This is a genomic window from Pseudomonas sp. Sample_22, from assembly GCF_004307635.1.
Classification (GTDB): domain Bacteria; phylum Pseudomonadota; class Gammaproteobacteria; order Pseudomonadales; family Pseudomonadaceae; genus Aquipseudomonas.
Genome location: NZ_RCNY01000052.1, coordinates 52,231 through 77,043 on the forward strand (window position 1 = coordinate 52,231; position 24,813 = coordinate 77,043).

25 protein-coding genes are annotated in these 24,813 nt (G+C 61.2%); 13 read left to right on the forward strand and 12 right to left on the reverse strand.

Annotated elements, in window-relative coordinates:
• Positions 1-93: 93 nt before the first annotated feature.
• The 6 genes from D8U73_RS13505 to D8U73_RS13530 form a co-directional block, all read right to left on the reverse strand.
• Positions 94-759 (reverse strand): response regulator transcription factor, encoded by a 666-nt coding sequence (locus D8U73_RS13505; protein ID WP_056852902.1) that lies wholly within the window; start codon positions 757-759, stop codon positions 94-96.
• 56 nt (positions 760-815) lie between these two features.
• Entirely contained in the window at positions 816-1,373 is a 558-nt protein-coding gene (locus D8U73_RS13510) for a PQQ-dependent catabolism-associated CXXCW motif protein (RefSeq protein WP_130904751.1), read from the reverse strand.
• A 134-nt stretch (positions 1,374-1,507) separates the two neighbouring features.
• Positions 1,508-2,299 (reverse strand): ABC transporter permease, encoded by a 792-nt coding sequence (locus D8U73_RS13515; protein WP_130904752.1) that lies wholly within the window; start codon positions 2,297-2,299, stop codon positions 1,508-1,510.
• Entirely contained in the window at positions 2,296-3,027 is a 732-nt protein-coding gene (locus tag D8U73_RS13520) for an ATP-binding cassette domain-containing protein (RefSeq protein ID WP_130904753.1), read from the reverse strand. Before D8U73_RS13520 ends, D8U73_RS13515 begins: the two co-directional genes overlap by 4 nt.
• Entirely contained in the window at positions 3,024-3,983 is a 960-nt protein-coding gene (locus tag D8U73_RS13525) for a YVTN family beta-propeller repeat protein (protein ID WP_056852898.1), read from the reverse strand. Before D8U73_RS13525 ends, D8U73_RS13520 begins: the two co-directional genes overlap by 4 nt.
• 30 nt (positions 3,984-4,013) lie before the next feature.
• On the reverse strand, positions 4,014-5,198 hold the full coding sequence (locus D8U73_RS13530; RefSeq protein ID WP_130904754.1) for an ABC transporter substrate-binding protein: 1,185 nt from the start codon (positions 5,196-5,198) through the stop codon (positions 4,014-4,016).
• 210 nt (positions 5,199-5,408) lie between these two features.
• Between D8U73_RS13530 and pedF the strand changes: the two genes are divergently transcribed.
• The 13 genes from pedF to D8U73_RS13595 all read left to right on the forward strand — a co-directional run bounded on the left by pedF (position 5,409) and on the right by D8U73_RS13595 (position 18,896).
• A complete protein-coding gene (gene pedF / locus D8U73_RS13535; protein WP_130904755.1) occupies positions 5,409-5,870 on the forward strand; it encodes a cytochrome c-550 PedF in 462 nt (153 codons plus the stop codon).
• Between the two features lie 3 nt (positions 5,871-5,873).
• The gene (locus D8U73_RS13540; protein ID WP_130904756.1) at positions 5,874-6,749 is read left to right on the forward strand and encodes a transporter substrate-binding domain-containing protein; all 876 of its coding nucleotides are present in this window, start codon (positions 5,874-5,876) and stop codon (positions 6,747-6,749) included.
• A gap of 9 nt (positions 6,750-6,758) precedes the next feature.
• Positions 6,759-7,520 carry a quinoprotein dehydrogenase-associated SoxYZ-like carrier gene (locus tag D8U73_RS13545; protein ID WP_130904757.1) on the forward strand — a complete coding sequence of 254 codons (762 nt, stop codon included), beginning with the start codon at positions 6,759-6,761 and terminating at the stop codon, positions 7,518-7,520.
• 16 nt (positions 7,521-7,536) lie between these two features.
• Entirely contained in the window at positions 7,537-8,481 is a 945-nt protein-coding gene (locus D8U73_RS13550) for a quinoprotein relay system zinc metallohydrolase 1 (RefSeq protein ID WP_130904758.1), read from the forward strand.
• Positions 8,482-8,658: 177 nt separating this feature from the next.
• Positions 8,659-10,434, forward strand: a complete 1,776-nt coding sequence (locus D8U73_RS13555; RefSeq protein ID WP_056852892.1) for a PQQ-dependent methanol/ethanol family dehydrogenase — start codon at positions 8,659-8,661, stop codon at positions 10,432-10,434.
• 241 nt (positions 10,435-10,675) lie between these two features.
• Positions 10,676-12,196: an aldehyde dehydrogenase family protein gene (locus D8U73_RS13560; RefSeq protein ID WP_130904759.1), complete on the forward strand. Its 1,521-nt coding sequence runs from the start codon at positions 10,676-10,678 to the stop codon at positions 12,194-12,196.
• Positions 12,197-12,422: 226 nt separating this feature from the next.
• Positions 12,423-12,494, forward strand: a complete 72-nt coding sequence (gene pqqA, locus D8U73_RS13565) for a pyrroloquinoline quinone precursor peptide PqqA (RefSeq protein ID WP_003253598.1) — start codon at positions 12,423-12,425, stop codon at positions 12,492-12,494.
• Positions 12,495-12,549: 55 nt separating this feature from the next.
• Positions 12,550-13,464: a pyrroloquinoline quinone biosynthesis protein PqqB gene (gene pqqB, locus D8U73_RS13570; RefSeq protein WP_130904760.1), complete on the forward strand. Its 915-nt coding sequence runs from the start codon at positions 12,550-12,552 to the stop codon at positions 13,462-13,464.
• A 122-nt stretch (positions 13,465-13,586) separates the two neighbouring features.
• Positions 13,587-14,339, forward strand: coding sequence for a pyrroloquinoline-quinone synthase PqqC (gene pqqC, locus D8U73_RS13575; RefSeq protein WP_056852889.1), 753 nt, complete (start codon positions 13,587-13,589; stop codon positions 14,337-14,339).
• Complete coding sequence (gene pqqD, locus D8U73_RS13580) at positions 14,336-14,608, forward strand: pyrroloquinoline quinone biosynthesis peptide chaperone PqqD (RefSeq protein ID WP_130904761.1); 273 nt, start codon at positions 14,336-14,338, stop codon at positions 14,606-14,608. Before pqqC ends, pqqD begins: the two co-directional genes overlap by 4 nt.
• The gene (gene pqqE / locus D8U73_RS13585; RefSeq protein ID WP_130904762.1) at positions 14,586-15,728 is read left to right on the forward strand and encodes a pyrroloquinoline quinone biosynthesis protein PqqE; all 1,143 of its coding nucleotides are present in this window, start codon (positions 14,586-14,588) and stop codon (positions 15,726-15,728) included. The genes pqqD and pqqE overlap by 23 nt, the downstream gene beginning before the upstream one ends.
• Positions 15,729-16,021: 293 nt before the next feature.
• A complete protein-coding gene (ercA, locus tag D8U73_RS13590) occupies positions 16,022-17,185 on the forward strand; it encodes an alcohol dehydrogenase-like regulatory protein ErcA (RefSeq protein WP_056852886.1) in 1,164 nt (387 codons plus the stop codon).
• Positions 17,169-18,896 carry a NahK/ErcS family hybrid sensor histidine kinase/response regulator gene (locus tag D8U73_RS13595; protein ID WP_130904763.1) on the forward strand — a complete coding sequence of 576 codons (1,728 nt, stop codon included), beginning with the start codon at positions 17,169-17,171 and terminating at the stop codon, positions 18,894-18,896. Before ercA ends, D8U73_RS13595 begins: the two co-directional genes overlap by 17 nt.
• A gap of 2 nt (positions 18,897-18,898) precedes the next feature.
• Here D8U73_RS13595 and D8U73_RS13600 read toward each other — a convergent pair whose 3' ends face one another.
• From D8U73_RS13600 to D8U73_RS13625, 6 genes are all read right to left on the reverse strand, one after another.
• A complete protein-coding gene (locus D8U73_RS13600) occupies positions 18,899-19,771 on the reverse strand; it encodes an aldose 1-epimerase (RefSeq protein WP_130904782.1) in 873 nt (290 codons plus the stop codon).
• 123 nt (positions 19,772-19,894) lie between these two features.
• A complete protein-coding gene (locus tag D8U73_RS13605) occupies positions 19,895-21,175 on the reverse strand; it encodes a TRAP transporter large permease (RefSeq protein WP_056852883.1) in 1,281 nt (426 codons plus the stop codon).
• Positions 21,176-21,703, reverse strand: a complete 528-nt coding sequence (locus D8U73_RS13610; protein WP_056852882.1) for a TRAP transporter small permease — start codon at positions 21,701-21,703, stop codon at positions 21,176-21,178.
• A 78-nt stretch (positions 21,704-21,781) separates the two neighbouring features.
• The gene (locus D8U73_RS13615) at positions 21,782-22,753 is read right to left on the reverse strand and encodes a TRAP transporter substrate-binding protein (RefSeq protein WP_056852881.1); all 972 of its coding nucleotides are present in this window, start codon (positions 22,751-22,753) and stop codon (positions 21,782-21,784) included.
• Between the two features lie 59 nt (positions 22,754-22,812).
• The gene (locus tag D8U73_RS13620; protein WP_130904764.1) at positions 22,813-23,721 is read right to left on the reverse strand and encodes an SMP-30/gluconolactonase/LRE family protein; all 909 of its coding nucleotides are present in this window, start codon (positions 23,719-23,721) and stop codon (positions 22,813-22,815) included.
• A 55-nt stretch (positions 23,722-23,776) separates the two neighbouring features.
• Complete coding sequence (locus D8U73_RS13625) at positions 23,777-24,601, reverse strand: NAD(P)-dependent oxidoreductase (RefSeq protein ID WP_130904765.1); 825 nt, start codon at positions 24,599-24,601, stop codon at positions 23,777-23,779.
• Positions 24,602-24,813: the final 212 nt, after the last annotated feature.

Here is a 24,813-nt window from a genome sequence, read left to right on the forward strand (position 1 = left end):
GCTGGCAAGCCAGCTCCCACAGTGGATGTGTGCTGTTCACAAAACCCTGTGGGAGCTGGCTTGCCAGCGATGGAAGCGTCGCGATCTTCTGTTTCAACGCCGCAGATAAGAGCCGAAATCAATATCCCCGGCACTCAGGATCGCCTGCACTCGATTGTGCACGTTGAGCTTGCGCAGGATTGCCGAGACATGGGCCTTGACCGTGGTTTCGGCAATTTCCAGGGTGTAGGCGATCTGCTTGTTCGACTCGCCCTTGGTCATCCGTTCCAGCACTTGCAGTTGCTTGCGGGTCAGGGCTTGCAGCAGTTCGGGCGGGAACGCCGGGGTGTCGTTCATCCGCCGGTGGGTGCTGCTTTTGGCAGTGCGGATGATGTCTGGAGGCAAGTAGACATTGCCATTGAGAATTTGCTGGATGGCGTCGGTCATCTGGGCACGCGGTGACGACTTGGTGATGAAACCCACCGCCCCATAAGTGATGGCTTGCAGGACAATCTGCTTGTCCTGCTCGGCGGAAACGATCACCACTGGAATGGTCGGTGCTTCGTTACGCAGGTTGATCAGGCCATTGAGCCCATGCATGCCGGGCATGTTCAAATCGAGCAGAATCAGGTCCAGGTCGTCATGTTCCTGGGTCAGGGCCAAGGCGCTGTCCAGGTCAGCGGTTTCCATCACTTCGCTGCCGGCAAAACCGTCGCTGATGACGTTGTGAATGGCTTCGCGAAACAGCGGGTGATCGTCGGCAATCAGGATTTTGTACATGGCCTTTCACCTCATTATTTTGATTATGGTGTGGCAATAACACGCAGGCGTAAAGCTCAGGGAAAGGGCTCCGGGCGGGCAGGCGACACTGGCAGACTGGCCGCTTGCCAGGCGTCCAGGCCATCGCGATACCAATACAACGTCTTATAGCCCATGGCGCCCGCACGCTTGACCGCGTTCCAGCTCAACCAGCAGTCAGAGCGGCAATAGAAGACCAGCGGTTGCGTCGGGTCGCCGGCGGTCAGCTTTTTCAGGTGGGCGGCGAAATAATCCTGCCATTGCGGCGTCAGTTCACCGTCGCCGGTATTGGCCAGCCAATGGCTGCCGGGCAGGTTTTCGTGGGGCGTGTCTTCGATGAACCGGCCTTGCAGCCATTGCCGCCGGTAGACGTCGATCAGCAGCGGGCGCGGCTGTTGTTCAAGCAACAATTGCAGGGCAGGGGTGTCGACGATGGTTGCGCCTGGTAACTGGGTCGGCGTCGGGCTTCGATACAGGTCGATGCGATAGCCGTCGGCAGAGAACAGTCGGGTATCGGCCTGCGCGACACCCAGTACGAGGCTCAGCGACAGGGCGGCGAGGCAAGGGCGCAGCAGACAGCGTCGGACACGCGGCATGGGATTGAGTCCTTATAGTTATGGCCTCATTACATGCCAGTCGGGGGACGTTGGGAATGCGACGATAGACAGGGAAACCAGTACTAAAGTAGTAATTTCCCCTGTTGAAGCTCAATTGTGGGAGCGATGTGCTGTCACCCGGCCTTGCGCAAGGCTGCATGCTGTGGGTTGAAGGTCAGTACGGCGAACAACGCAAACAGCAGCGTCAGACCCATGCACACCGCCAGCGCCAGTGGATTGAACCGTTCATACAGGGCGAACCGTACCAGCTCCACGGCATGGCTGAACGGATTCACCGCACACAGCCAATACAGCCATTCGCTGGCCTCGCGCATTTTCCACAGCGGGTACAGCGCCGACGACAGGAAAAACATCGGGAAAATCACGAAATTCATCACCCCGGCAAAGTTCTCCAACTGGCGGATCGCGTTCGACAGCAACAGGCCCAGTGCGCTGAGCATCAACGCCACCAGCAGCAGCGCCGGTAACGCCAGCAACAGGCCCATGGCCGGTGGCCGCACGCCATAGGCCCAGGCAATCGCCAGGAACGCATACACCTGCAACAGCGAAATCAGTGAAGTGGCCAGCAGCTTGCTGCACAGCAGAAAGGTACGCGGCAAAGGGCTGGTCAACAGCACGCGCATACTGCCCATTTCACGGTCGTAGACCATCGACAATGAGCCCTGCATGCCGTTGAACAGCAGGATCATGCAGGCCAGGCCGGGAATGATGTAGACCTCGTACGGAATGTAAGTGTCGTAGGGTTCGATGATCGCGATCCCCAATGCAGCACGAAAGCCTGCCGCGAACACCAGCAACCACAGCAATGGCCGCACCAGGGCGCTGAGAAATCGCGTGCGTTGCAGCACAAAGCGTAGCCATTCGCGCCAAACGATACCGCTGAAACATTGCCAGTAAGCGTTCATTGGGCCACCCCAGATGTCGTAAGGCGAGTGAAGGCCGAGCCGAGGTCACCGCCGTGCTCCAGGCTCAGGGCATTGGCCTGTCCGCTGGCCACCAGTCTGCCTTGATGCAGGATCAGCAAGTCGTCGCTGGGTTGCACTTCGTCGAGCAGGTGGGTGGTCCAGAGCACACTGATGCGCTCCTCGCGACACAGACTGCGCAGGTGCTGGTTGAGCGCCAGGCGACTTGCCGGGTCGAGCCCGACACTGGCTTCGTCCAGCAACAACAGACGCGGCTGGTGGAGCAGGGCGCGGGCAATTTCCACCCGGCGACGATGACCACCGTTGAGTTCGCGTACGCGTTCTCGGCGGCGCTCGGTCAGGGCTTGGCGGGTCAGTTCGGCGTCGACCCGAAGGTCGGTCTGACGCCGGGACAGGCCATGCAATGCCGCGTGATAACGCAGGTTCTGCTCGACGCTGAGGTCCAGGTCCAGGGTGCTTTGCTGGAACACCACGCCCAATTGCCTGAGCGCCGGGCGTGCCGCGCTGCGCAATGAACAGCCACCGACGCGGATTTCGCCGTGCTGCAGATCATAGAGCCGGGTCAGCAGGGCAATCAGGGTCGACTTGCCGGCGCCGTTGGGCCCCAGCAGCGCGGCGAAACGCCCGGGCCCCAGGCCGAAACTCACTTTGCCCAAGGCCTCCCGGGCGCCATAGGCAAAGCTCAGGTCAATGACTTCAAGGGCGTTCATGGCGTCACCACCACGCCCCAGGGATAGCGCCCGACCTTCACCGATTTGCTGACCTTGAGACTGTCGACATCGATCACCGAGACATCGCCGCTGACGCCATTGGTGGCCAGTAACTGTTTCTGATCCGGTGTGAACGCCATCTGCCAGACTCGCCGACCCACCAGCAGGTAATCGAGGATCTCGAAAGTCTTGGCATCGATCACCGCCACATGATTGGCCGGGCCGAGTGCGACGAAGCCGTACTTGCCGTCGGCGCTGAGTTTGACGCCGACCGGCTGGACCTTGTCCGGGTGCACACCCTTGATCTGGAAGTTCAGGGTCTTGAGCACGTTGCGGCTGGCCACATCCAGAATGGTCACGGTGCCGCCGATTTCCGCCGAAGCCCACAACTGAGCGCCGTCCGGGGAAAACTCAACGAAACGCGGTCGTTGATCCACCAGGGTGCTGTCGGCCAGCGTCTGGGTGCTGGTGTCGATCCAGTGCAGCATGTTGGTGGTTTCGCTGGTGTTCACCGCCCACTTGCCGTCAGGGCTGACGGCCATGCCTTCGGGTTCGACACCGACGTTGATCTGGCCGAGCACCTTGGAGGTCTCGGTGTCGATCACGGTGACCAGTGCATCGTCTTCGTTGGAGACATACAGCCAGCGGTTGTTGGGGTGCAAGGCAAATTGTTCGGGATCCTTGCCCGAGGGCAATTCCTTGATGATCTTGCGCGTCGCCACATCCATCACCTGAACGCGGTCCGAGTCACTGGCGCAGATGTACAACAGCTTATTGTCATGGGACAGCAGCAGGCCGCGAGGGCGCTGGCCGACCGGCAGGGTCTCGGTGACTTGCAGGGTCTGCATGTCGATCAGGCTCAGGTTGTTGTCCTTTTCGTTGGAGACCCAGGCCGTACTGGCAGCGGCATGGCCGGCGGCGAAGAGCAGGGCGCATGAAAGCAGGGTGCGGCGCATGGCAGATTCCTTGTTGTTGTGGTTATCGGATCACGGAAAGCGGCAAGTAACCTCAGGCTTGTCGTAGCCCAGGCTGTCCATTTCGTTGAACGGGTGCAGAAAGCCGTCCTGGGGAGAAGTGCTGACCAGCGCCCGGGGCTGGACAATCGGAATCGGCTGGCGCAACTGGCCGTTCCAGGGCCGGTAACTGAGCTTGCGACCCTTGAAACCGTCGAGGGGCAATTGGTCGCTGATTTGCAGCGTACGGATCGCCATCGGCTCGGTCTGGCGCAACTTGCTCACGGCGCTGGCGATACTGCGCACGGCCATCCAGGCGGCAAAATCGCGGTCATTCATCCAGCGCCCGCTCAGGGCTTCGAAGCGTTTTTGCAATTGGGCGGCGCCGTAGGTTTCCACGGTCTTGTGCCAGCCCACCGGGGTCAGGCCCTGGGTGCCGGCGACCGGGCGCGGGTACCAGGTCTGGTAGGGCACGTATTCGCCGAAGTCGCCACGCTCATCAGCCACCAGTACTACGTCGTATTCGGCAGTCTGGGTGAACAGCGGCATATCGGCCTGGGCGCTGCGGCGCTGGTCGTTATCGAAGCTCCAGGGTTTTTCCGCCACCCATTGCAGGCCGAAGCGCTTGGCTGCGCGGCGCAGGGCGGCGGCATAGGCTTGATCGTCCGGCGTCGGGCCGACAATCAGCAGCGCCCGTTGCCATTTACGCAGCACCAGAAACTGCACCAGTGCATCGGCGAGCATCGCCCGGCTCGGCAAGGTGTGCAGCACGTTGGGCAGGCAATCGGTGGTGCGCAGACTGTCATCGGCACTGCCGGCGTTGAACAGCAGACTGTCGGGCAGTGCCGCACTCAACTGGCGCAGGCTGGCCGCGGGGGCATTGACCACGAAGAGGCGCAGGCCTTGTTCATGCTGCGTCTTGGCCGCATCGAGCAAAGCTTCGGGGCTGTCGACGCTGGCGCTGACCAGGCTGTAGCCGTGGTTGAGAAAGCGCCCGGTGCTGTTGCTGTCGATGATCGCCAGTTCGGCGCCGCGCAGCCCGGCATCGGTGGGTTCGGGGATGACGTTCGACAGCAACGGACCCGGATCGGGGCGGTAACCCAGGTAGCCGATTCGCACCTTCAGGGGCGCATCGGCGGCCTGGCTTCGGGTGGCCAGGCCGGCGGCGCAAACAATCGCCAGCAGGTAGATCAGGGCGTAAGGGGCAAGCTGGCGCATAAGGTTCTCCATGACCGTTAGCGCCAGCATAGGAAGCCTGTGGTGCCGTGAAAATATGCAGAAAGTACCGGTGGCGTCCATCCAGCGCCTTACTACCAAGGAAGTAGGCGGCGACCACCAAAGCAGCATGGGGTGAGTGCGGCGCCGTTTCTAAGATGGCTGCCATAGCCTCAGCCAAGAGGTTCTGCGTGCAATCCAGAGGGCATAACAATGACAACAAAACGCAACGCCTTGCTCATCACCGGACTGTTGGCCGGTCTTATCGGCGCGGGCTCCGCCTGGGCCCACGGCAATGTGGTGCCACAGGCCGTCGCCACCCAGGGCCTGACCCCGATCAAGGATGCGGGGGTGCAACTCGATGCTGATGGCTGGGCCGCGGTGAACCCGTATCGCGCCGCGCCGGAACACGACAAGGCGGTGGAGATCGGTGCGTCTGCCTACAACCAGAACTGCGCGGCCTGTCACGGCCTGGAAGCCAAGTCCGGTGGCATCGCCCCGGACTTGCGCATGCTGGATGTCGGCGAGGCGGGCGATGAATGGTTCGTCGAGCGTGTGCGCCATGGCGCGGTACGTGACGGTCGAGTGTACATGCCGAAAATGGCGGATTACCTGAGTCAGGAAGCCCTGTGGGCAGTACGCACTTATCTGGATACCGTGCGCGTCGAGGAGTGACCCATGCGTCTGCTGGCGGTGTTGGTCTGCGCGCTGTCGCTGTGTTTGCAAGTGGTGCACGCGCAGGTACGCAACTACGACGAAATGATCGCCGCCGGTGAGTTGAAGGTGGCGGTCTACAAGGACTTTGCCCCCTACAGTTTTGAGCGTAACGGGCAGCCTCGCGGCGTCGATGTCGAGCTCGCCGAAGCGTTGGCCAAGGCGCTCGGCGTGCGCCTGACGCTGATCTGGGCGCCGGCCGGGGAAAAGCTCGACGACGACCTGCGCGATTACATCTGGCGTGCCAGTGCCTTGCACAACCAGCAACTGGCCGACCTGATGATGCGCGTTCCCTACGACCATGACTACGCGCAGAAGCGCAACGAGCTCGGTGAGCTGGTCAACGGCCAAGTGGTGATGTTCGGTCCGTACCAGACCGAACAATGGCAGGTGGCCTATGACCGCCGACGGCTGGACAAGGTGGCCAGCGTCGCGGTGTTCGAGCAGCACCCGATCGGCGTTGAAGTCGACAGCGTGCCGTCGTTCTACCTGACCTCGGTATTCAACGGCATGCTCGCCGGCAAGACCCATCACTATCCGGGTGTGCCCCAGGCATTTGCCGCGATGAAGGTCGGTGAGGTCGACGCGGTGATGGCCATGCGCGGCGAAATCGACTGGCAGGTGCATGAAGCAGCCGACCCACAAGTAGCACTGGCCGAGAACGCGTACCCGAACATGGGCAAACAGCTGTGGGAAATCGGCATGGCGGTGCATGAAAGCAACCGGCAATTGGCTTATGCCGTGGAAGAGGCCCTGGAAGGCCTGATCCGTGACGGCACGCTGAAGACCCTCTACGGTCATTACGGCCTGCGGTACGACGTGCCCGAGATGTATCAATAGGAGCAGGCGATGAAATGGCGAGGGAGTTGTCTGTTGGCCTGCTGGCTGAGCCTGGCCCCGCAGGCGCACGCTATCGATCCCGGTAAGGACCCGGTGCCTTCAGTGATGTGGGCGTTCTATCACCAGCAATTGCTCGGCAATGCGCCGTTCGTTTTTGATGAACGGGTCAAGTTGCTCGCACCGCCGTTTGCCGAAGACGCCCGGCAGGTGCCGCTGGAAATCGACGCTCGGGCGTTCAAGGGCGATGTGGTGAGAATCCTCGCCTGGGCAGAGTTGAACCCGCTGCCGAAAATCGTCGACTTCCAGCCGCTGGGTTCGGTTTTACCCTGGCTGTCATTGCGCATTCGCATTGAGCAGGCAACGCCCTTGCGCGCAGCGGTGTTGACCCGCGACGGCGTGTGGCATGTCGGTTCAGCCTTGATCGACGCGGCGGGTGGCGGCTGCACCGCGCCAAGTGTGGTGCGCACTCAACCGGGCTGGGAGGAGCACATCGGCGAAGTGCTCGGCGGGCGCTATCCCCGGGACGGGGTCAGCCGCTTGCGTATGCAGATAGCCCACCCGATGGACAACGGCATGGTCAGCGGCATTCCGGAATTTTTCATCAACCATGCCGAGCTGCGCGACCACAACGAGCAAGTGCTGGCCCGGCTGGAGCTGTTTCCTGCCGTCAGTGAAAATCCCAGCCTGGCGTTCGATATCGAGGGGGCAGGGCAAACGCGGCTGTTGCTGCGGGACAACAGCGGCAATGAGTTCGATGCGTCGATCCCCTGACCCCAAGGAGCGTAGCATGCGCTGGATCCTGATGATGGTGTTAAGCGTCAGCCTGCCGGTCATGGCCGACCTGGAATACGTGCTCAAGCCCCGGCAGATCGCCGAGGACACCTGGCTGCTGGAGGGCAGTACCGACAATTTCGCCAAGACCAACGGCGGCAACATCGTCAATACCGCGTTTATCGTCACTGAACGCGGTGTGGTGGTGATCGACACCGGGCCGTCCCGGCGTTACGGCGAAGCGATGCGCAAGGCCATTGCCGCCACCACCGACAAGCCGGTGATCGAGGTGTTGCTGACCCATCACCACCCGGACCATGTGCTGGGCAATCAGGCCTTCAGTGACGTGCCGATCGGCGCCTTGGCCGGCACCACCGAGCTGTTGCACCGGCAAGGCGATGCCATGGCCGAGAACATGTACCGGATGGTCGGCGACTGGATGCGCGGTACCGAAGTGGTGTTGCCGACGCTGACGCTGACCCCTGGTGTGAAAAGTTTTGGGAATCATGATCTGCGCTTGCTGAGCCTGGGTGGGCATACGGGCGCGGATCTGGCTATTCTCGACCAGCGAACCGGTGTGCTGTTTGCCGGGGACCTGGTGTTTTATCAGCGGGCATTGACCACGCCCAACAGTCCCGGGCTGTCGGTATGGCTGGCGGACATCGCCGCCCTCCAGAGCTTGCCCTGGACACACGTCGTGCCGGGCCATGGACCGGTGGCGAGCGATCGACAACCCTTCGAGCAAATGCGCGATTACCTGAACTGGCTCGATCAGCTCATGCGCGACGGTGCCGCCAATGGCCACGACATGGCGGAGATGATCCGCAGCCCCATCCCTGAACGCTTCGCCGGGATCAACCTGAGCCGTTATGAACTGATCCGCAGCGTCAGCCATCTGTACCCGCGCTACGAGCGCGCACAAATGCCCCGTGTCGATTCCGCCGCGAATAACAGGCAATGATCGTTCCCACGCAGAGCGTGGGAACGATCAGTCAGCACTCATCTCCTCCGAACCTGTACCAAGGAACTAGAAATCTCCACATTGCGGCCAATTGTGGCCAGGGTGGCGGCGCCCAAGAATCTGCACCAGACCGGGAAAATTTCCCGGGCATAACAAAAATCCGCAGAGGAAGCCGTCATGACCCAACCCGCACGTCGCCAGCCCTTCGTCTTGAGCCTGCTGCTCAGTGCCATGCTGTTGTCCGGCCAGGCCTTGGCCGGGGTTTCCGACCAGGACATTCTCCAGGACCCAAAGAACCCGGAGCAGGTCGTGACCAACGGCCTGGGCGTTCAGGGGCAGCGCTACAGCCCGCTGGATATTCTCAACGTCGACAACGTCAAGGAGCTGCGGCCGGCCTGGGCGTTCTCCTTCGGCGGAGAAAAACAGCGTGGCCAGCAAGCGCAGCCGATGGTCAAGGACGGCGTGATGTACCTGACCGGCTCCTACTCGCGGGTGTTCGCCGTGGATGCACGCACCGGCAAAAAACTCTGGCAATACGATGCACGCCTGCCCGATGACATCCGCCCTTGCTGTGACGTGATCAACCGGGGCGTTGCGCTGTACGGCGATCTGGTGATTTTCGGCACCCTCGATGCCAAACTCGTGGCGTTGAACAAGGACACCGGCAAGGTGGTCTGGAGCAAGAAAGTCGCCGACCACAAGGAAGGGTATTCGATCAGTGCCGCGCCGCTGGTGATCAATGGCAAGCTGATTACCGGCGTGGCCGGCGGCGAGTTCGGCGTTGTGGGCAAGATCGAAGCCTACGATCCGAAAAATGGTCAGTTGTTGTGGTCGCGGCCAACGGTCGAAGGCCACATGGGCTACGTCTACAAGGACGGCAAAGCGGTGGAGAACGGCATCTCTGGCGGCGAGGCGGGCAAAACCTGGCCTGGCGACCTCTGGAAAACCGGCGGTGCCGCCCCCTGGCTCGGCGGTTATTACGACCCGGAAACCAACTTGCTGCTGTTCGGCACCGGTAACCCGGCGCCGTGGAACTCGCACCTGCGCCCTGGCGACAACCTCTACTCTTCATCGCGCCTGGCGCTCAACCCGGACGACGGCACCATCAAGTGGCACTTCCAGAGCACGCCCCACGACGGTTGGGACTACGACGGCGTGAACGAGCTGGTGTCGTTCAACTACAGCGAAGGCGGCAAGGAGATCAAGGCAGCGGCCACGGCCGACCGAAACGGTTTCTTCTACGTGCTCGACCGCACCAACGGCAAATTCATCCGTGGCTTCCCGTTCGTGGACAAGATCACCTGGGCCACCGGCCTGGATAAGGACGGCCGGCCGATCTACAACGAAGCCAGCCGTCCCGGCGCCCCGGGTTCCGAAGCCAAGGGCAGCTCGGTGTTCGTTGCGCCGGCGTTCCTCGGTGCGAAAAACTGGATGCCGATGGCTTACAACAGAGACACCGGGTTGTTCTATGTGCCTTCCAACGAATGGGGCATGGACATCTGGAACGAAGGCATCGCCTACAAAAAAGGCGCGGCGTTCCTCGGCGCGGGTTTCACCATCAAGCCGTTGAACGAGGACTACATCGGCGTGCTGCGCGCCATCGACCCAAAAACCGGCAAGGAAGTCTGGCGTCACAAGAACTACGCGCCTCTGTGGGGCGGCGTGCTGACCACCAAGGGCAACCTGGTGTTCACCGGCACGCCCGAAGGCTTCCTGCAGGCGTTCAACGCCAAGACCGGCGAGAAAGTCTGGGAGTTCCAGACCGGTTCCGGCGTGCTCGGCTCGCCCGTGACCTGGGAAATGGACGGCGAACAATACGTCTCGGTGCTGTCCGGCTGGGGCGGCGCGGTGCCGTTGTGGGGCGGCGAAGTGGCCAAGCGCGTGAAGGACTTCAACCAGGGCGGCATGCTCTGGACGTTCAAGTTGCCCAAAGACCTGGTCGCCAAGCACTGATCGCTGCAATTGATCGTTCCCACGCTCTGCGTGGGAAAGCAGCCCGGGACGCTCTGCGTCCCAAAAGCCGAACGCGGAGCGTCCGTTGAGGCATTCCCACGCGGAGCGTGGGAACGATCACCTACTACCAAATAACGAGAGTCCCTCCTGCCAACGATGCATTCGTCTGGCACGCGGGGCTCTCTAGTATCGGCTCATCGTCTGTCAGTACGACAGGCATCGACCCAGACAGAGGCCCACCATGATCTACGCACAACCCGGAACCCCAGGCGCCGTCATTACCTTCAAGCCGCGCTACGGCAATTTCATCGGCGGCGAGTTCGTCGCGCCGATCAATGGCGAATACTTCACCAACACCTCGCCGGTCAACGGTGAAGTGATCGCCGAGTTCCCGCGTTCCAGCGCCGCCGACATCGAAAAAGCCCTCGACGCCGCCCATGCTGCTGCTGATGCCTGGGGCAAGACCTCGGCCCAGGACCGTTCCCTGGTATTGCTGAAAATCGCCGACCGCATCGAACAGAACCTCGAGGTCCTGGCCGTCACCGAAACCTGGGACAACGGCAAGGCCGTGCGCGAAACTTTGAACGCCGACGTGCCGCTGGCGGCCGACCACTTCCGCTACTTCGCCGGCTGCATTCGCGCCCAGGAAGGCGGGGCGGCGGAAATCAACGAACTGACCACGGCCTATCACTTCCACGAACCGCTGGGCGTGGTCGGGCAGATCATTCCGTGGAACTTTCCGCTGCTGATGGCCGCCTGGAAACTTGCCCCGGCACTGGCCGCCGGCAACTGCATCGTGCTCAAGCCTGCCGAACAGACGCCGCTGTCGATCATGGTCTTCGCTGAGCTGATCGCTGACCTGCTGCCAGCGGGCGTGCTGAACATCGTCCAGGGTTTCGGGCGCGAAGCGGGCGAAGCGCTGGCCACCAGCAAGCGCATCGCCAAGATCGCCTTCACCGGCTCGACCCCGGTGGGTGCGCACATCATGCATTGCGCCGCCGAGAACATCATCCCGTCCACCGTCGAACTGGGCGGCAAGTCGCCGAACATCTTCTTCGAAGACATCATGAACGCCGAGCCGGCGTTCATCGAAAAAGCTGCCGAAGGCCTGGTGTTGGCATTCTTCAACCAGGGCGAGGTTTGCACCTGCCCGTCCCGGGCGCTGGTGCAGGAATCGATCTACGAGCCGTTCATGGCCGAAGTGATGAAGAAGATCGTCAAGATCAAGCGCGGCAACCCGCTGGACACCGAGACCATGGTCGGCGCCCAGGCGTCCGAGCAGCAATACGACAAGATTCTCTCGTACCTGACCATTGCCCAGGAGGAGGGCGCTGAATTGCTCACCGGCGGTGCGGCCGAGCGTCTGGAGGGCGACCTGTCCAGCGGTTACTACATCCAGCCGACCCTGCTCAAGGGCCACAACAAGATGCGCGTGTTCCAGGAAGAAATCTTCGGCCCGGTGGTGGGCGTGACGACCTTCAAGGATGAAGCCGAGGCCCTGGCGATTGCCAACGACAGTGAGTTCGGCCTCGGCGCCGGCCTGTGGACCCGCGACATCAACCGCGCCTATCGCATGGGCCGCGCCATCAAGGCCGGTCGTGTCTGGACCAACTGCTACCACCTGTACCCGGCGCACGCCGCGTTCGGCGGCTACAAGAAATCCGGCGTCGGCCGTGAAACCCACAAGATGATGCTCGATCACTATCAGCAGACCAAAAACCTGCTGGTGAGCTACGACATCAATCCGCTGGGGTTTTTCTGATCCCACACGAAACCGTGTAACGGTCATCGCGGGCAAGCCTTGCTCCTACAGGATCGGACACTACCTGTAGGAGCAAGGCTTGCCCGCGATTTGGCCGTCTCTGACACCCCGCGCACCCCCTACCAAATCACCCCGCCAACTCCTTCGAAAGTAGCATTCGGGCACTCAACGCCCCATGCATTAATGGCTCTACCGGAATCACCCGGCACAAGAAGAGGAATGACCCATGTGGACTAAACCCGCGTTTACCGATCTGCGCATTGGCTTCGAAGTGACGATGTATTTCGCCAACCGTTGATTGACCACCCGGCCAGCCGCTGTGTTGGCCGGGCCTGCCTTCCGGAGCATCCGCCATGCATATCCGCGTTCTTGGTTCCGCCGCTGGCGGAGGTTTCCCGCAGTGGAACTGCAACTGCCGCCAGTGCGCCGGTGTGCGCGATGGCAGCTTGCGGGCGCAGCGTCGTACGCAGTCGTCGATTGCCTTGAGTGACGACGGTGTGGAGTGGGTACTGTGCAATGCGTCACCGGACATCCGCGCGCAACTCGAGAGTTTTGCCCCGATGCAACCGGCGCGGCGCCTGCGTGACAGCGCCATCGCCGGCATCGTCCTGCTGGACAGCCAGATCGACCATTGCACCGGTTTGCTCAGCCTGCGCGAAGGCTGCCCGCATGACGTCTGGTGCACCGAGCGCGTGCATCGGGACCTGAGCAGCGGTTTCCCGTTGTTCACCATGCTTGAGCACTGGAACGGCGGTTTGCACTGGCAACCGCTGAGCCTCGATCGCCAGCCGTTCCATATTCCGGCCTGCGGGCATTTGCGATTTCACGCGATACCGCTGGTGAGCAATGCGCCGCCGTACTCGCCCAATCGTGGCAACCCGCAACCGGGCGATACCATTGGCCTGTTCATCGAAGATGTGCGCAGCGGCGCCTCGTTGTTCTATGCGCCGGGCCTTGGCCAGATTGACGATGAAGTCCTGGGCTGGATGCAACGTGCCGATTGCCTGCTGCTGGACGGCACCCTGTGGCGCGACGACGAGATGCTTATCTGCGAAGTTGGCCAGAGCCTGGGCAGCGACATGGGGCACCTCCCGCAAAGCGGCCCCGGCGGGATGCTGGAGTTGCTGGAGGGTTTGAACCGCCAGCGCAAGGTGCTGATCCACATCAACAACACCAATCCCATTCTCGATGAAGACTCGGCCGAGCGGGCTTTGCTGGAGCGGCGGGGGATTGAAGTGGCTTATGACGGCATGAGTATTGAGCTGTAGCGAAGGACGCCTTCGCGGGCAAGCCCGCTCCCACAGGGTTCGGCAGTGTCCACAAAACCTGTGGGAGCGGGCTTGCCCGCGAAGAGGCCGGAACAGACACCGAAGATTCCCGGAGACCCGCAATGACCGACACACCCATGTCCCCCAGCGAGTTCGAAGCCGCCCTGCGTGCCAAGGGCGCCTACTACCACATCCACCATCCATTCCATCAAGCCATGTACGCCGGCCGCGCCAGCCGCGAGCAGATCCAGGGTTGGGTCGCCAATCGTTTCTATTATCAGGTCAACATCCCGCTCAAAGACGCCGCGATTCTCGCCAATTGCCCGGACCGCGACGTGCGTCGGGAATGGCTGCAACGGATTCTCGACCACGATGGCGTTCCCGGCAGCGAGGGCGGTATCGAAGCCTGGTTGCGCCTTGGCGAAGCGGTAGGTTTGGATCGCGAGCAAATCCTGTCCCAGGAATTGGTGCTGCCTGGCGTGCGTTTTGCGGTGGACGCCTACGTCAATTTCGCCCGTCGCGCCTGTTGGCAGGAAGCAGCCAGCAGTTCATTGACCGAGTTGTTCGCGCCACAGATCCATCAATCGCGGCTCGACGCCTGGCCGACCCATTACCCGTGGATCGACACCGCCGGCTATGACTATTTCCGCACGCGCTTGAGCCAGGCCAGACGCGATGTCGAACACGGGTTGCGCATCACGTTGACGCACTACGTGACCGCCGAGGGGCAGCAGCGGATGCTGCAGATCCTGCAATTCAAGCTCGACGTGCTGTGGAGCATGCTCGATGCCATGAGCATGGCCTACGAGCTCGAACGCCCGCCGTATCATACGGTCACCGACGATAAGGTCTGGCACCGGGGGATCGCGTTGTGAACCTGATCAACCGTCAGCAGTCACCCGCCCTGCGTCGCGGTTTTCGCCTGCAATGGGAGCCCCGACAGGACTGCCACGTGCTGCTTTATCCCGAAGGCATGATCAAACTCAACGCCAGTGCCGGGCAGATTCTCAACCTGGTGGATGGTCAACGTAGCGTGGCGGCGATCATCGAACAACTGAGTGCGAACTTCCCCGGCGTATTCGGAATCGACGAAGACGTGCTGGCGTTTCTGGAGGTGGCCCATGCGCAGTTCTGGATCGAATGAGGCGCTTCCCGGACCGCCCTTGTGGCTGCTCGCCGAACTGACCTATCGCTGCCCGCTGCAATGTCCTTATTGCTCCAACCCACTGGATTTTGCCCGGCACGGCGAGGAGCTGAGCACGCAAGAATGGATTCGTGTGTTCCGCGAAGCGCGGGACATGGGCGCCGCGCAATTGGGCTTTTCCGGCGGTGAACCCTTGGTGCGCCAGGACCTCGCTGAACTGATCAAGGCCGCCCGGGACATGGGCTACTACACTAACCTGATCACCTCCGGTATCGGCCTGACCGAGCAGAAAATTCGCGACTTCAAGATCGCCGGGCTGGATCACATCCAGATCAGCTTCCAGGCGGCCGACGAAGCGGTGAACAACATGCTCGCCGGCTCGCACAAGGCCTTTGCCCAGAAGCTCGCCATGGCCCGAGCGGTGAAAGCCCAGGGCTATCCGATGGTGCTGAACTTCGTCACCCATCGGCACAACATCGACCGGATCGCGCAGATCATCGAGCTGTGCCTGGAGCTGGAGGCGGACTTTGTCGAATTGGCCACCTGCCAGTTCTACGGCTGGGCGGAACTCAACCGCGTCGGCCTGCTGCCCACCCGCGAGCAATTGCAGCGCGCCGAGCGCATCACTAACCAATACCGTGAACGCCTTGAAGCCCAGGGCCACCCGTGCAAGCTGATTTTCGTCACCCCGGACTATTACGAAGAACGTCCCAAAACCTGCATGAACGGCTGGGCCAACCTGTTTCTTGACATCACCCCGGATGGCACGGCCTTGCCCTGTCACAGCGCCCGACAATTGCCGGTATCGTTTCCCAACGTGCGCGAACACAGCATCGCGCACATCTGGAACGACTCCTTCGGTTTCAATCGTTTTCGCGGCGATGACTGGATGAAAGAGCCGTGCCGCTCCTGCGATGAAAAACACAAGGACCTGGGCGGCTGCCGTTGCCAAGCCTTCATGCTGACCGGCGATGCGAGCAATGCCGACCCGGTGTGCAGCAAGTCGCCGCATCACGGGGTGATTCTCAAGGCCCGCGAAGAAGCCGAAACGTCGGGGGTGGGGATCGAGCACCTGACGTTGCGCAATGCGAAAGCTTCGCAACTGATCTACCGCGGCTAGCCTGGCGAGCGTCATGCAGTTCACTTTAGGACGAACACCCGTGGCGAGGGAGCTTGTCGGATCGCCGCACCGTCCCACTGGACTGCGCAGCAGTCCCTTTTAGGGCCGCTTCGCGCCCCAGCGGGAGCAAGCTCCCTCGCCACAAGGGTGCGAACGTTCTTTTAGGTGAACAGCATGACCCTACAGGGGTGCGGCGGTGAGTCCGGATGGGCTACCCATTGGTCTGATTGCATTCGCAGCTGGATGGTTTAGTGTGGTTTGTACTTTCCAAAACAATAAAAACAGGCTTTCAAATGAGCCAGAGTCTCAACCAGCTGCGTAAATTCGTTTCGCCTGAAATCATCTTCGGTGCCGGCAGTCGGCATAGTGTCGGTAACTACGCCAAGACCTTTGGTGCGCGCAAGGTGCTGGTGGTCAGCGATCCCGGTGTAATTGCCGCCGGCTGGGTTGCCGATGTCGAAGCCAGCCTGCAAGCGCTGGGCATCGAATACTGCCTTTACAGTGACGTCTCACCCAACCCACGGGTCGAAGAAGTCATGCTCGGCGCCGAAATGTACCGGGAAAACCACTGCGACGTGATCGTTGCCGTCGGAGGTGGCAGCCCGATGGACTGCGGTAAAGGCATCGGCATTGTGGTTGCCCATGGCCGCAGCATTCTCGAGTTCGAGGGCGTCGACACCATTCGCGTGCCCAGCCCGCCGCTGATCCTGATTCCGACCACCGCCGGCACTTCGGCGGACGTCTCGCAATTCGTGATCATTTCCAACCAGCAGGAGCGCATGAAGTTTTCCATCGTCAGCAAAGCCGTGGTGCCAGACGTTTCGCTGATCGACCCGGAAACCACCCTGAGCATGGACCCGTTCCTGTCGGCCTGTACTGGTATCGACGCGTTGGTGCATGCCATCGAAGCCTTCGTGTCCACCGGCCATGGGCCGCTGACCGATCCGCATGCGCTGGAGGCCATGCGCCTGATCAATGGCAACCTGGTGCAGATGATCGCCAACCCGGGCGACATCGCATTGCGCGAGAAAATCATGCTGGGCAGCATGCAGGCCGGGCTGGCGTTCTCCAACGCCATCCTCGGTGCGGTGCATGCGATGTCCCACAGCCTCGGCGGCTTTCTCGATCTGCCCCATGGCCTGTGCAACGCGGTGCTGGTCGAGCATGTAGTGGCGTTCAATTACAACTCGGCGCCGGACCGTTTCAAGGTGATCGCCGAAACCCTGGGCATCGATTGCCGCGGCTTGAATCACCGGCAGATCTGTGGGCGTCTGGTCGAACACCTGATCGCCCTCAAACATGCCATCGGTTTTCACGAAACCCTCGGTTTGCATGGGGTCAGGACTTCGGACATTCCGTTCCTGTCACAGCATGCGATGGACGATCCCTGCATCCTGACCAACCCTCGCGAGTCCAGCCAGCGTGATGTCGAGGTTGTCTATGGCGAAGCCCTCTGACGAGCAGCAACGGGCGCTGGCCGGATTGCTCGGGCTTGGCAGCCATTCAGCGCGCAAGAGCCATTACCCGGAACTCGCCGCGCGTCTGGACGAGCTGGAGGCGGAGCGTAATCGCTACAAATGGCTGTTTGAAAACGCCGTCCACGGGATCTTCCAGGCCAGCCTGCAAGATGGCATGCGCGCCGCCAACCCGGCCTTGGCGCGCATGCTCGGCTACCAGAACCCACAGGAAGTGCTGTTTTCCCTGAGCGATCTGGCCAGTACCCTGTTCGTTGACGGCGTGCAGGAGCTGGAGAACATCGGCGAAATTCTCCGGCACCAAAGCAGTCTGCACGGCTATGAAACCCGGTTGCGGCGCAAGGATGGCAGTCATCTCGATGTCTTGATGAACTTGCTGCTCAAGCCTGGGCAGGAGGGGCTGGTGGAGGGCTTTGTCGCTGACATCACCGAGCGCAAGTTGGCCCAGCAACATTTACAGCAACTCAATGACGAATTGGAACGACGGGTCACTGCGCGAACCGATGAGTTGCTCGAAGCCAACCGAAACCTTCAGCAGCAAATCACCCAGCGCAAGCAAATCGCCAAGGCCTTGCGCGACGCCCGCGATGCCGCCGAGGCCGCCAATCACAGCAAGGACAAGTACCTCGCGGCCGCCAGCCACGACCTGTTGCAACCGCTGAATGCTGCGCGGTTGCTGATTTCGACCTTGCGCGAGCGCACATTGCCGGAAGCCGAGCAGGTGCTGGTGGAGCGCACTCACCAGGCCCTGGAAGGGGCCGAGGACCTGCTGACCGATCTGCTCGACATTTCCCGGCTCGATCAGGCGGCGGTGAAACCAGACGTCGCCGCGTATCGCCTCGATGAACTGTTCGGGCCGCTGGTGTCGGAGTTCCAGTCGGTCGCGCAGGCGGCAGGCTTGAACCTGCGAGTGCACCACGTTGATTGCGCCATCAGCACCGATTTGCGCCTGATGACGCGGATCCTGCGAAACTTCCTCAGCAACGCCTGCCGCTACACCGATGAAGGCAGCATTTTGCTGGGCGCTCGGCGCCGCGGCGAAAGGTTGCGCGTGGAGGTTTGGGATACCGGACGCGGCATCGCTGCCGATCGGCTCGATTCGATTTTCCTCGAGTTCAATCAGCTGGACGTCGGCCGTGCTGCCGACCGCAAGGGCGTGGGCCTGGGGCTGGCGATCGTTGAGCGTATCGCCAAGATCCTTGGCTACAAAGTCGATGTGCATTCGGTGCCGGGCCGCGGTTCGATGTTCAGCATCGAGGTGCCTCTGTCCGATGAAGTTCCGTTACCGGTGAGTCAGGCAGTGCCGCTGCCTGGCACTGGCAACCCGTTGCCGGGACGCCGTCTGCTGGTGCTGGACAATGAAGTGAGTATTCTCCAAAGCATGAGCGCACTGCTCGGGCAGTGGGGCTGTGATGTGGTGATCGCCACCGATGAAGCGTCGGCGCTGGCGGCGTTGCAGGGGCGGGCGCCGGAATTGATTCTGGCGGACTATCACCTTGATCACGGGGTGGTCGGCTGTGACGTGGTGCGGCATTTGCGCGAGCATTTCCAGCACAACATTGCGGCGGTCATCATCACGGCAGACCGCACCGACCATTGTCGGCGGGCATTGCAGCGACTCAACGCACCGTTGCTGAACAAACCGGTGAAGCCCGGCAAGTTGCGGGCGGTATTGAGTCAGCTACTGGGCTAGTGCTACTGGAGCGCTCGATATTGCAGGCTGAAAGCCAATTGCGCGGTTTGACCTTGCTCCAGCAAGCGTAACCCCGGCCTACCGGGCAGATGATGCGCGTTGACGGGATGGCTGACCGGTTCGATACAGAAAAAGTCCAGGCCGACGGGGCAGTACAGCAGGTAATAACTGCTGTCGGTGGCTTGGCATTCCAGCTCATAACCGAGGTCCGGTTGCTGGATCAGGCAGCGCCCATCCCATTCGCAGAAGCCATTGTCGACCAGGGTTTCGGGCAACGCGTTGAGTTGCTGGAAGTCCCATTGTGCGGGTACTGAGCCCAAGTGGGTCGGCAATTTCGTCGAATCGCAGAACCACACCTGGCGAGCCGGCGCCAGCAACCGGGTGTTGGCAGTGCGCGGCAGATACGGATGCAGCCCAAGACCATGCCAGACGGCTTGTTCGGCCTGATGCGTCACGCTCAGTTCAATGCTCAGCTTGCCATCGTCCAGATGGAAGCGCTGACGGGCGCAGTAGGCAAAAGGGCAGGCGCTGTCGAGTTGCAGGACCACTTCATTGGCGGTTGACGAAACCACCTGCCACGGTTGCTGCCAGGCACTGCCATGAATCGGCAGCGGATCGGTGAGGCTGTTGGGTGTCAGGACGAGCCAGCCATCGGGGCAGTCGAAACCGCCTTCGGCAATTCGGTTCGACCAGGGCACCAGAGGAAAACAGCCCAGTTTGCCGGGCAAGCCGGTATTGAGGGCGTGAGCGTCGGCGTGGCGCAACAACGGTTGACCCGTGCTGCGCACGGTCCAATTGACAATGCTGCCGCCCAGTTCAGGGGCGAGGGTGAGGCGGGTGAACGGGTCTTCGAGTTCGAGCAGGGTTGGCGACATGGTAACCAGCTGTAGAAATGTTGGACGGGACAACAATGAAATCCTCTGTAGAAGCACGGCTTGCCGGCGATGGCATGCGTGAGATCGCTATCACCGGCAAGCCGTGCTCCTGCAGGACAAGGATTACAACACCAGATGCGGCAACCACAGCGACAGCGCAGGAATGTAAGTCACGGCCATCAGCACCAGGAACAGCACGCCGTAGAACGGCAGCAGTGCCTTGACGGTCGATTCGATACTGACTTTACCCACGGCCGACCCCACGAAGAGTACCGCACCCACCGGCGGTGTTATCAATCCGATCCCCAGGTTCACCAGCATGATCATGCCGAACTGTACCGGGTCCACGCCAATGCCCAGGATCACTGGCATCAGGATCGGCGTCAGGATCAGGATCAGCGGCGCCATGTCCATCACGGTGCCCAGCAACAGCAACATGACGTTGATGCACATCAGGATCACGTAACGGTTGTCCGACAGGGTCAGGAACATCGTGGTGATTTTCGCCGGGATCTGCATCAGCGTCATGATGTAGCCGAAGCTGGCGGCAAAGCCAATCAGGATCATCACGATCGAAATCGTGCGCACCGTGCGGTGCATCAGTTTCGGCAGTTCGCTCCACTTGTAGTCACGGTAGATGAACATGGTCACGAAGAATGACCACAGCACGGCGATGGCCGCCGACTCGGTCGCGGTGAAAATCCCCGAGAGAATGCCGCCAAGGATGATCACCATCGCCATCAGGCCCCACAGCGCTTCGCCGCAGATCTTCAGCGCTTCGCGCATCGGAATGACTTCGCCCTTGGGGTAGTCGCGCTTCTTGGCGAAGATCAGGCACAGCACCATCAGGCACGCGCTCATCAGCAGGCCCGGCACCACACCGGCCATGAACAACGAGGCAATCGACACCGTGCCGCCAGCCGCCAGCGAGTAGAGCACCGAGTTGTGGCTAGGTGGGGTCAGCAGGGCTTGTACCGAACCGCTGACGGTGACCGCCGTGGCAAATTCACGGGGATAGCCGCGACGCTCCATCTCTGGAATCAGTACCGAACCGACCGAAGCGGTGTCCGCCACCGAAGAACCGGAGATCGCGCCGAAGAAGGTCGAGGCCATGATGTTGACCAGCGACAAGCCGCCGCGCACGAAACCCACCAGCACACCGGCGAACGCCACCAGGCGGCGGGACATGCCGCCCTCGGCCATGATCGCGCCGGCCAGTACAAAAAACGGAATCGCCAGCAGGGAGAATTTGTTCACGCCCCCGGCCACTTGAATCATCAGTGCCTGGAACGGAATGTCGATCCAGAATGCGCCGATCAGCGCAGAGAGCCCCAGCGCATAGGCTACAGGCATGCCGATCAGGATTAGCGCGATGAAACTGCCCAGCAGAATAAAAGCGTCCATTCAGGCAGCCCCTTCGTTTTCTTCAACGAGGTCGAAACGCACGACCCGACGGTTGCTCTGGTCGCCGAGCAAGAGTTTTTCCAGGACAAAGATCAGCGTCAACACGCCGCCCACCGGAATCGGCATGTAGGTGATGCCCACACGCAGCGTCGGCAGGGCACTCATGAACTGGTTCCACGTCGACAGACACAGCTTGGTGCCCCAGATCGCCATGAACAGGCTGATGGTGGCCATCAACAGTTGAGAAAACACCCCCACAGCCTTGCGCGTATTCGGTTGCATACGGTCAGTGAGCATCGCCACCGCCATGTGCGAACCGGAACGGTAGCTGGCGGCGGCGCCGATGAAAGTGAACACCATCATCAGCAGAATCGCCGTAGGCTCAGGCCAGCTGGAGCCGGTGCCAAGCACATATCGGGCAAATACGCCCCAAGGGATGATCAGCGCAATGGCCAGAACGGAGAGCCCGGCGACCCAGATACAGGTCATGTAGAGCTTGTCATTGAAACGTAGCAGCAGATTCTTCATCGGGTTCCACCGTAACCGGGCGCGCACAGACCTACAGCTGCGTCTGTGGCGCCGGGCCTTTCTTGAATGCAGGGAGGGTTACTGAACGGCTTCGATGCGCTTGATCAGGTCGGCGTAAGGCGCGCCGTATTTTTCGCGAACCGAGGCGGTAGCTTCATAGAAAGGTTTTTTGTCGACGGTGATGAACTCAACCCCGGCAGCCTTGAGCTTTTCTTCGCTGCTGGCGGATTTTGCATCCCACAGGGTGCGTTCCTGGGCCTGCGCGGCTTTGGCGGTCTTCTTCACCAGGGCCTGTTGTTCCGGCGTGAGTTTGTTCCAGGTGATTTTCGACATCACGATCGGCTCAGGCAGGATCAGGTGGCCGGTCAGGCTGTAGAACTTGGCGTTCTGGTAGTGGTTGTGTTCGAGCAGCGTCGGCGGGTTATTTTCCGCGCCGTCGATCACCCCGGTCTGCAAGGCGCTGAAGATTTCGCCAGTGTCCATCGCAATACCGTTGCCGCCCATGGCGTTGATGGTTTCGATGAACATCGGGTTGCCTTGAACGCGGATCTTCATGCCCTTGAGGTCTTCCAGGCTGCGTACCGGTTTCTTGGTGTAGATGTTGCGGGTGCCGCCATCCATCCAGGCCAGGGCCACCAGGTTGAATTCGGAGTTGGTGATTTTGTCGAGGATCTCGTCGCCGACTTCACCGTCGATGACCTTGCGCATGTGCGCCTGGTCGCGGAACACGAACGGCATGTTGAACACGTTCACATCCGGCACCACCGGCCCGACGATGCCGAGGCTGACCCGGGCCATCTGGATGGCGCCGACCTGGGCTTGTTCGACCACTTCTTTTTCCGAGCCGAGCACGCCGCCGGCGAACATCTTGAAGGTCAGTTTGCCGTCGCTGTCGGCCACCAGGGTTTTACCCAGTTGCTCTTCAGCCACGACGGTCGGATAACCGGCGGGATGAATGTCGGCGAATTTGATTTCCAGTGCGTGGACGGCGCTGCTGAGGGTGAAGGCGAGTGGGAGTGCAGCGGCGAGCAAGGTGCGTTTGAAGTTCATGGGGGTGTCTCCAGTTTTGTTGTTTTTTTTATTCAAGGCACAGCGGTGCAGCAGAAGCGTCAGCTTATGAATCCGGTTGGCGACGAGTTGAATGGAGGTTCGGGCAAGCCTCTGACGCCAGCGTCGAGAGCAAACACGCCGCCGGCCAGGGACTGGTCGTCATGGTCGTCACCCGGGCGAATCGAGGTCACGAACAAGGTGTCCAGACGACTGCCACCGAAGGCGCACATGGTGGGTTTTTTCACCGGTACGCTGAGTGAGCGGTCAAGACGGCCGTCAGGGGTAAAACGATGGATCAAGCCGGCGTCGTTGGCGCAAATCCAGTAGCAGCCGTCGGCATCCACCGCCGCGCCGTCGGGGCGTCCGTCGAAGTGGTTCATATCGACGAACACTCGGCGGTTGGACGGTGTGCCACTGACGGTGTCGTAGTCGAAGGCCCAGATCAATTGCACGTTGGGGTGCGAATCCGACAGGTACAGGGTCTTGCCGTCCGGGCTGAAACCCAGGCCATTGGGCACGATGAAGCCGTTCAGTTGTGCCTCGAGCGGCCCACGCTGCCCGGCGCTGTAGCGATAGAGCGCACCGTCGGCCGCATTGGCGCCCATGTTCAGCACCATGCTGCCGGCCCAGAAACGTCCCTGGCGGTCGCAGCGGCCATCGTTGAGGCGCATGTCGGGGCGGGCGTGATCGACGACAGCCAGTAACTCGCTGTCGAGGCTGCCGTCGTTGTGCGTGTGCAAATGGAAGAAGCCGCTCTCCATGCCGGCGACCCAGCCACCGTCGCGATGACGGGCGATGCAGGCAAGCATTTCCGGGGTTTTCCAGGCATGGACGTGCCCGGTATCGGCGCTCCAGCGTTGCAGGCCACCGGCAGGAATATCGACCCAGTACAGGGCATTTTCCTCGGGGACCCACACCGGGCTTTCACCGACGGCGTTACGGGCATCGACAATCAATTCGGCTTGCATGGCAACTCATTCCCTTGGGTTTTTGTTGTGGGATCAAGTGGTAAGCGTTCTGGCTTCAGTCACCGAACGGGCCGGCTGCGCAAAAAGCACCGCCCTGATAGACCCGCGCCGGATCATCAGCGGCCGGCATTGGCTGCGCTTCGATTTTTTCGCGGAACACTTCGGAGCTGTCCTGTGGGACGTAGCCCAGGTGGGCGGCGTAGCGGTTGTCCCACCAGATGTCTTTGTTGTCGGACATTCCGTACACCACGGTGTGTCCGACGTTGGGGGTGTACAGCGCGCGTTCGAGCAATTGGGTCAGATCGTCGAAGCTCAGCCAGGTGCTCATCATCCGGCGGTTATGCGGCTCCGGGAACGACGAGCCGATGCGCACGCTGACGGTCTCGATGCCATAGCGATCGAAGTAAAACGTGGCCATGTCTTCGCCGTAGGACTTGGACAAGCCGTAGTAGCTGTCCGGGCGACGAGGCGAGTGGGCATCGATGACTTCGTCTTGCTTGTAGAACCCGATAACGTGGTTGGAGCTGGCAAAGATCACGCGTTTGACGCCATGCCGGCGTGCCGCTTCGTAGATGTGGAACACGCCGCAGATGTTGGCGCCGAGGATCTGCTCGAACGAGTGCTCGGTGGACACGCCACCGAAGTGCAGGATGGCGTCCACGCCTTCGACCAGTTGATGCACGGCTTGCTTGTCGGCGAGGTCGCAGGGCACCACTTCTTCGCGGTCATCGATGGCCGGGGCGATCTCGGCGATATCCGACAGGCGAATGACGTTGGCATACGGGCGCAGGCTTTCGCGCAAGACTTTGCCCAGGCCACCGGCGGCGCCGGTCAGCAGCAGGCGATTGAAGGGCGTTTGGGCGGTTGCAGTGGTCGTCATGGGAATCCCTGAACAAGCGGTTATTGTTATTGGTTCGTTGTAGGTTGTCGTACGACTACGCAGGAGTATCGTTAGGCTTTCTGTATCTTGTCAACGCGACTTTGGTGGAAATTGACGGAGGGTTAAATCGGCATTCATTGATCCTGTGGCGAGGGAGCTTGCTCCCGCTCGGCCGCAGAGCAGTCTTGAACGCAGACACAGCGGGACTATTG

Coding starts and splice junctions, on each gene's coding strand:
- pqqB (WP_130904760.1), top strand. CDS start 12,550: ATGCATATCCGCGTTCTTGGTTCCGCCGCTGGCGGAGGTTTCCCGCAG.
- D8U73_RS13625 (WP_130904765.1), bottom strand. CDS start 24,601: ATGACGACCACTGCAACCGCCCAAACGCCCTTCAATCGCCTGCTGCTG.
- D8U73_RS13520 (WP_130904753.1), bottom strand. CDS start 3,027: ATGAACGCCCTTGAAGTCATTGACCTGAGCTTTGCCTATGGCGCCCGG.
- D8U73_RS13595 (WP_130904763.1), top strand. CDS start 17,169: ATGGCGAAGCCCTCTGACGAGCAGCAACGGGCGCTGGCCGGATTGCTC.
- D8U73_RS13545 (WP_130904757.1), top strand. CDS start 6,759: ATGAAATGGCGAGGGAGTTGTCTGTTGGCCTGCTGGCTGAGCCTGGCC.
- D8U73_RS13510 (WP_130904751.1), bottom strand. CDS start 1,373: ATGCCGCGTGTCCGACGCTGTCTGCTGCGCCCTTGCCTCGCCGCCCTG.
- D8U73_RS13515 (WP_130904752.1), bottom strand. CDS start 2,299: ATGAACGCTTACTGGCAATGTTTCAGCGGTATCGTTTGGCGCGAATGG.
- D8U73_RS13605 (WP_056852883.1), bottom strand. CDS start 21,175: ATGGACGCTTTTATTCTGCTGGGCAGTTTCATCGCGCTAATCCTGATC.
- D8U73_RS13550 (WP_130904758.1), top strand. CDS start 7,537: ATGCGCTGGATCCTGATGATGGTGTTAAGCGTCAGCCTGCCGGTCATG.
- D8U73_RS13615 (WP_056852881.1), bottom strand. CDS start 22,753: ATGAACTTCAAACGCACCTTGCTCGCCGCTGCACTCCCACTCGCCTTC.
- pqqC (WP_056852889.1), top strand. CDS start 13,587: ATGACCGACACACCCATGTCCCCCAGCGAGTTCGAAGCCGCCCTGCGT.
- D8U73_RS13555 (WP_056852892.1), top strand. CDS start 8,659: ATGACCCAACCCGCACGTCGCCAGCCCTTCGTCTTGAGCCTGCTGCTC.
- D8U73_RS13610 (WP_056852882.1), bottom strand. CDS start 21,703: ATGAAGAATCTGCTGCTACGTTTCAATGACAAGCTCTACATGACCTGT.
- D8U73_RS13600 (WP_130904782.1), bottom strand. CDS start 19,771: ATGTCGCCAACCCTGCTCGAACTCGAAGACCCGTTCACCCGCCTCACC.
- D8U73_RS13540 (WP_130904756.1), top strand. CDS start 5,874: ATGCGTCTGCTGGCGGTGTTGGTCTGCGCGCTGTCGCTGTGTTTGCAA.
- pedF (WP_130904755.1), top strand. CDS start 5,409: ATGACAACAAAACGCAACGCCTTGCTCATCACCGGACTGTTGGCCGGT.
- D8U73_RS13505 (WP_056852902.1), bottom strand. CDS start 759: ATGTACAAAATCCTGATTGCCGACGATCACCCGCTGTTTCGCGAAGCC.
- ercA (WP_056852886.1), top strand. CDS start 16,022: ATGAGCCAGAGTCTCAACCAGCTGCGTAAATTCGTTTCGCCTGAAATC.
- pqqE (WP_130904762.1), top strand. CDS start 14,586: ATGCGCAGTTCTGGATCGAATGAGGCGCTTCCCGGACCGCCCTTGTGG.
- D8U73_RS13560 (WP_130904759.1), top strand. CDS start 10,676: ATGATCTACGCACAACCCGGAACCCCAGGCGCCGTCATTACCTTCAAG.
- D8U73_RS13525 (WP_056852898.1), bottom strand. CDS start 3,983: ATGCGCCGCACCCTGCTTTCATGCGCCCTGCTCTTCGCCGCCGGCCAT.
- D8U73_RS13620 (WP_130904764.1), bottom strand. CDS start 23,721: ATGCAAGCCGAATTGATTGTCGATGCCCGTAACGCCGTCGGTGAAAGC.
- D8U73_RS13530 (WP_130904754.1), bottom strand. CDS start 5,198: ATGCGCCAGCTTGCCCCTTACGCCCTGATCTACCTGCTGGCGATTGTT.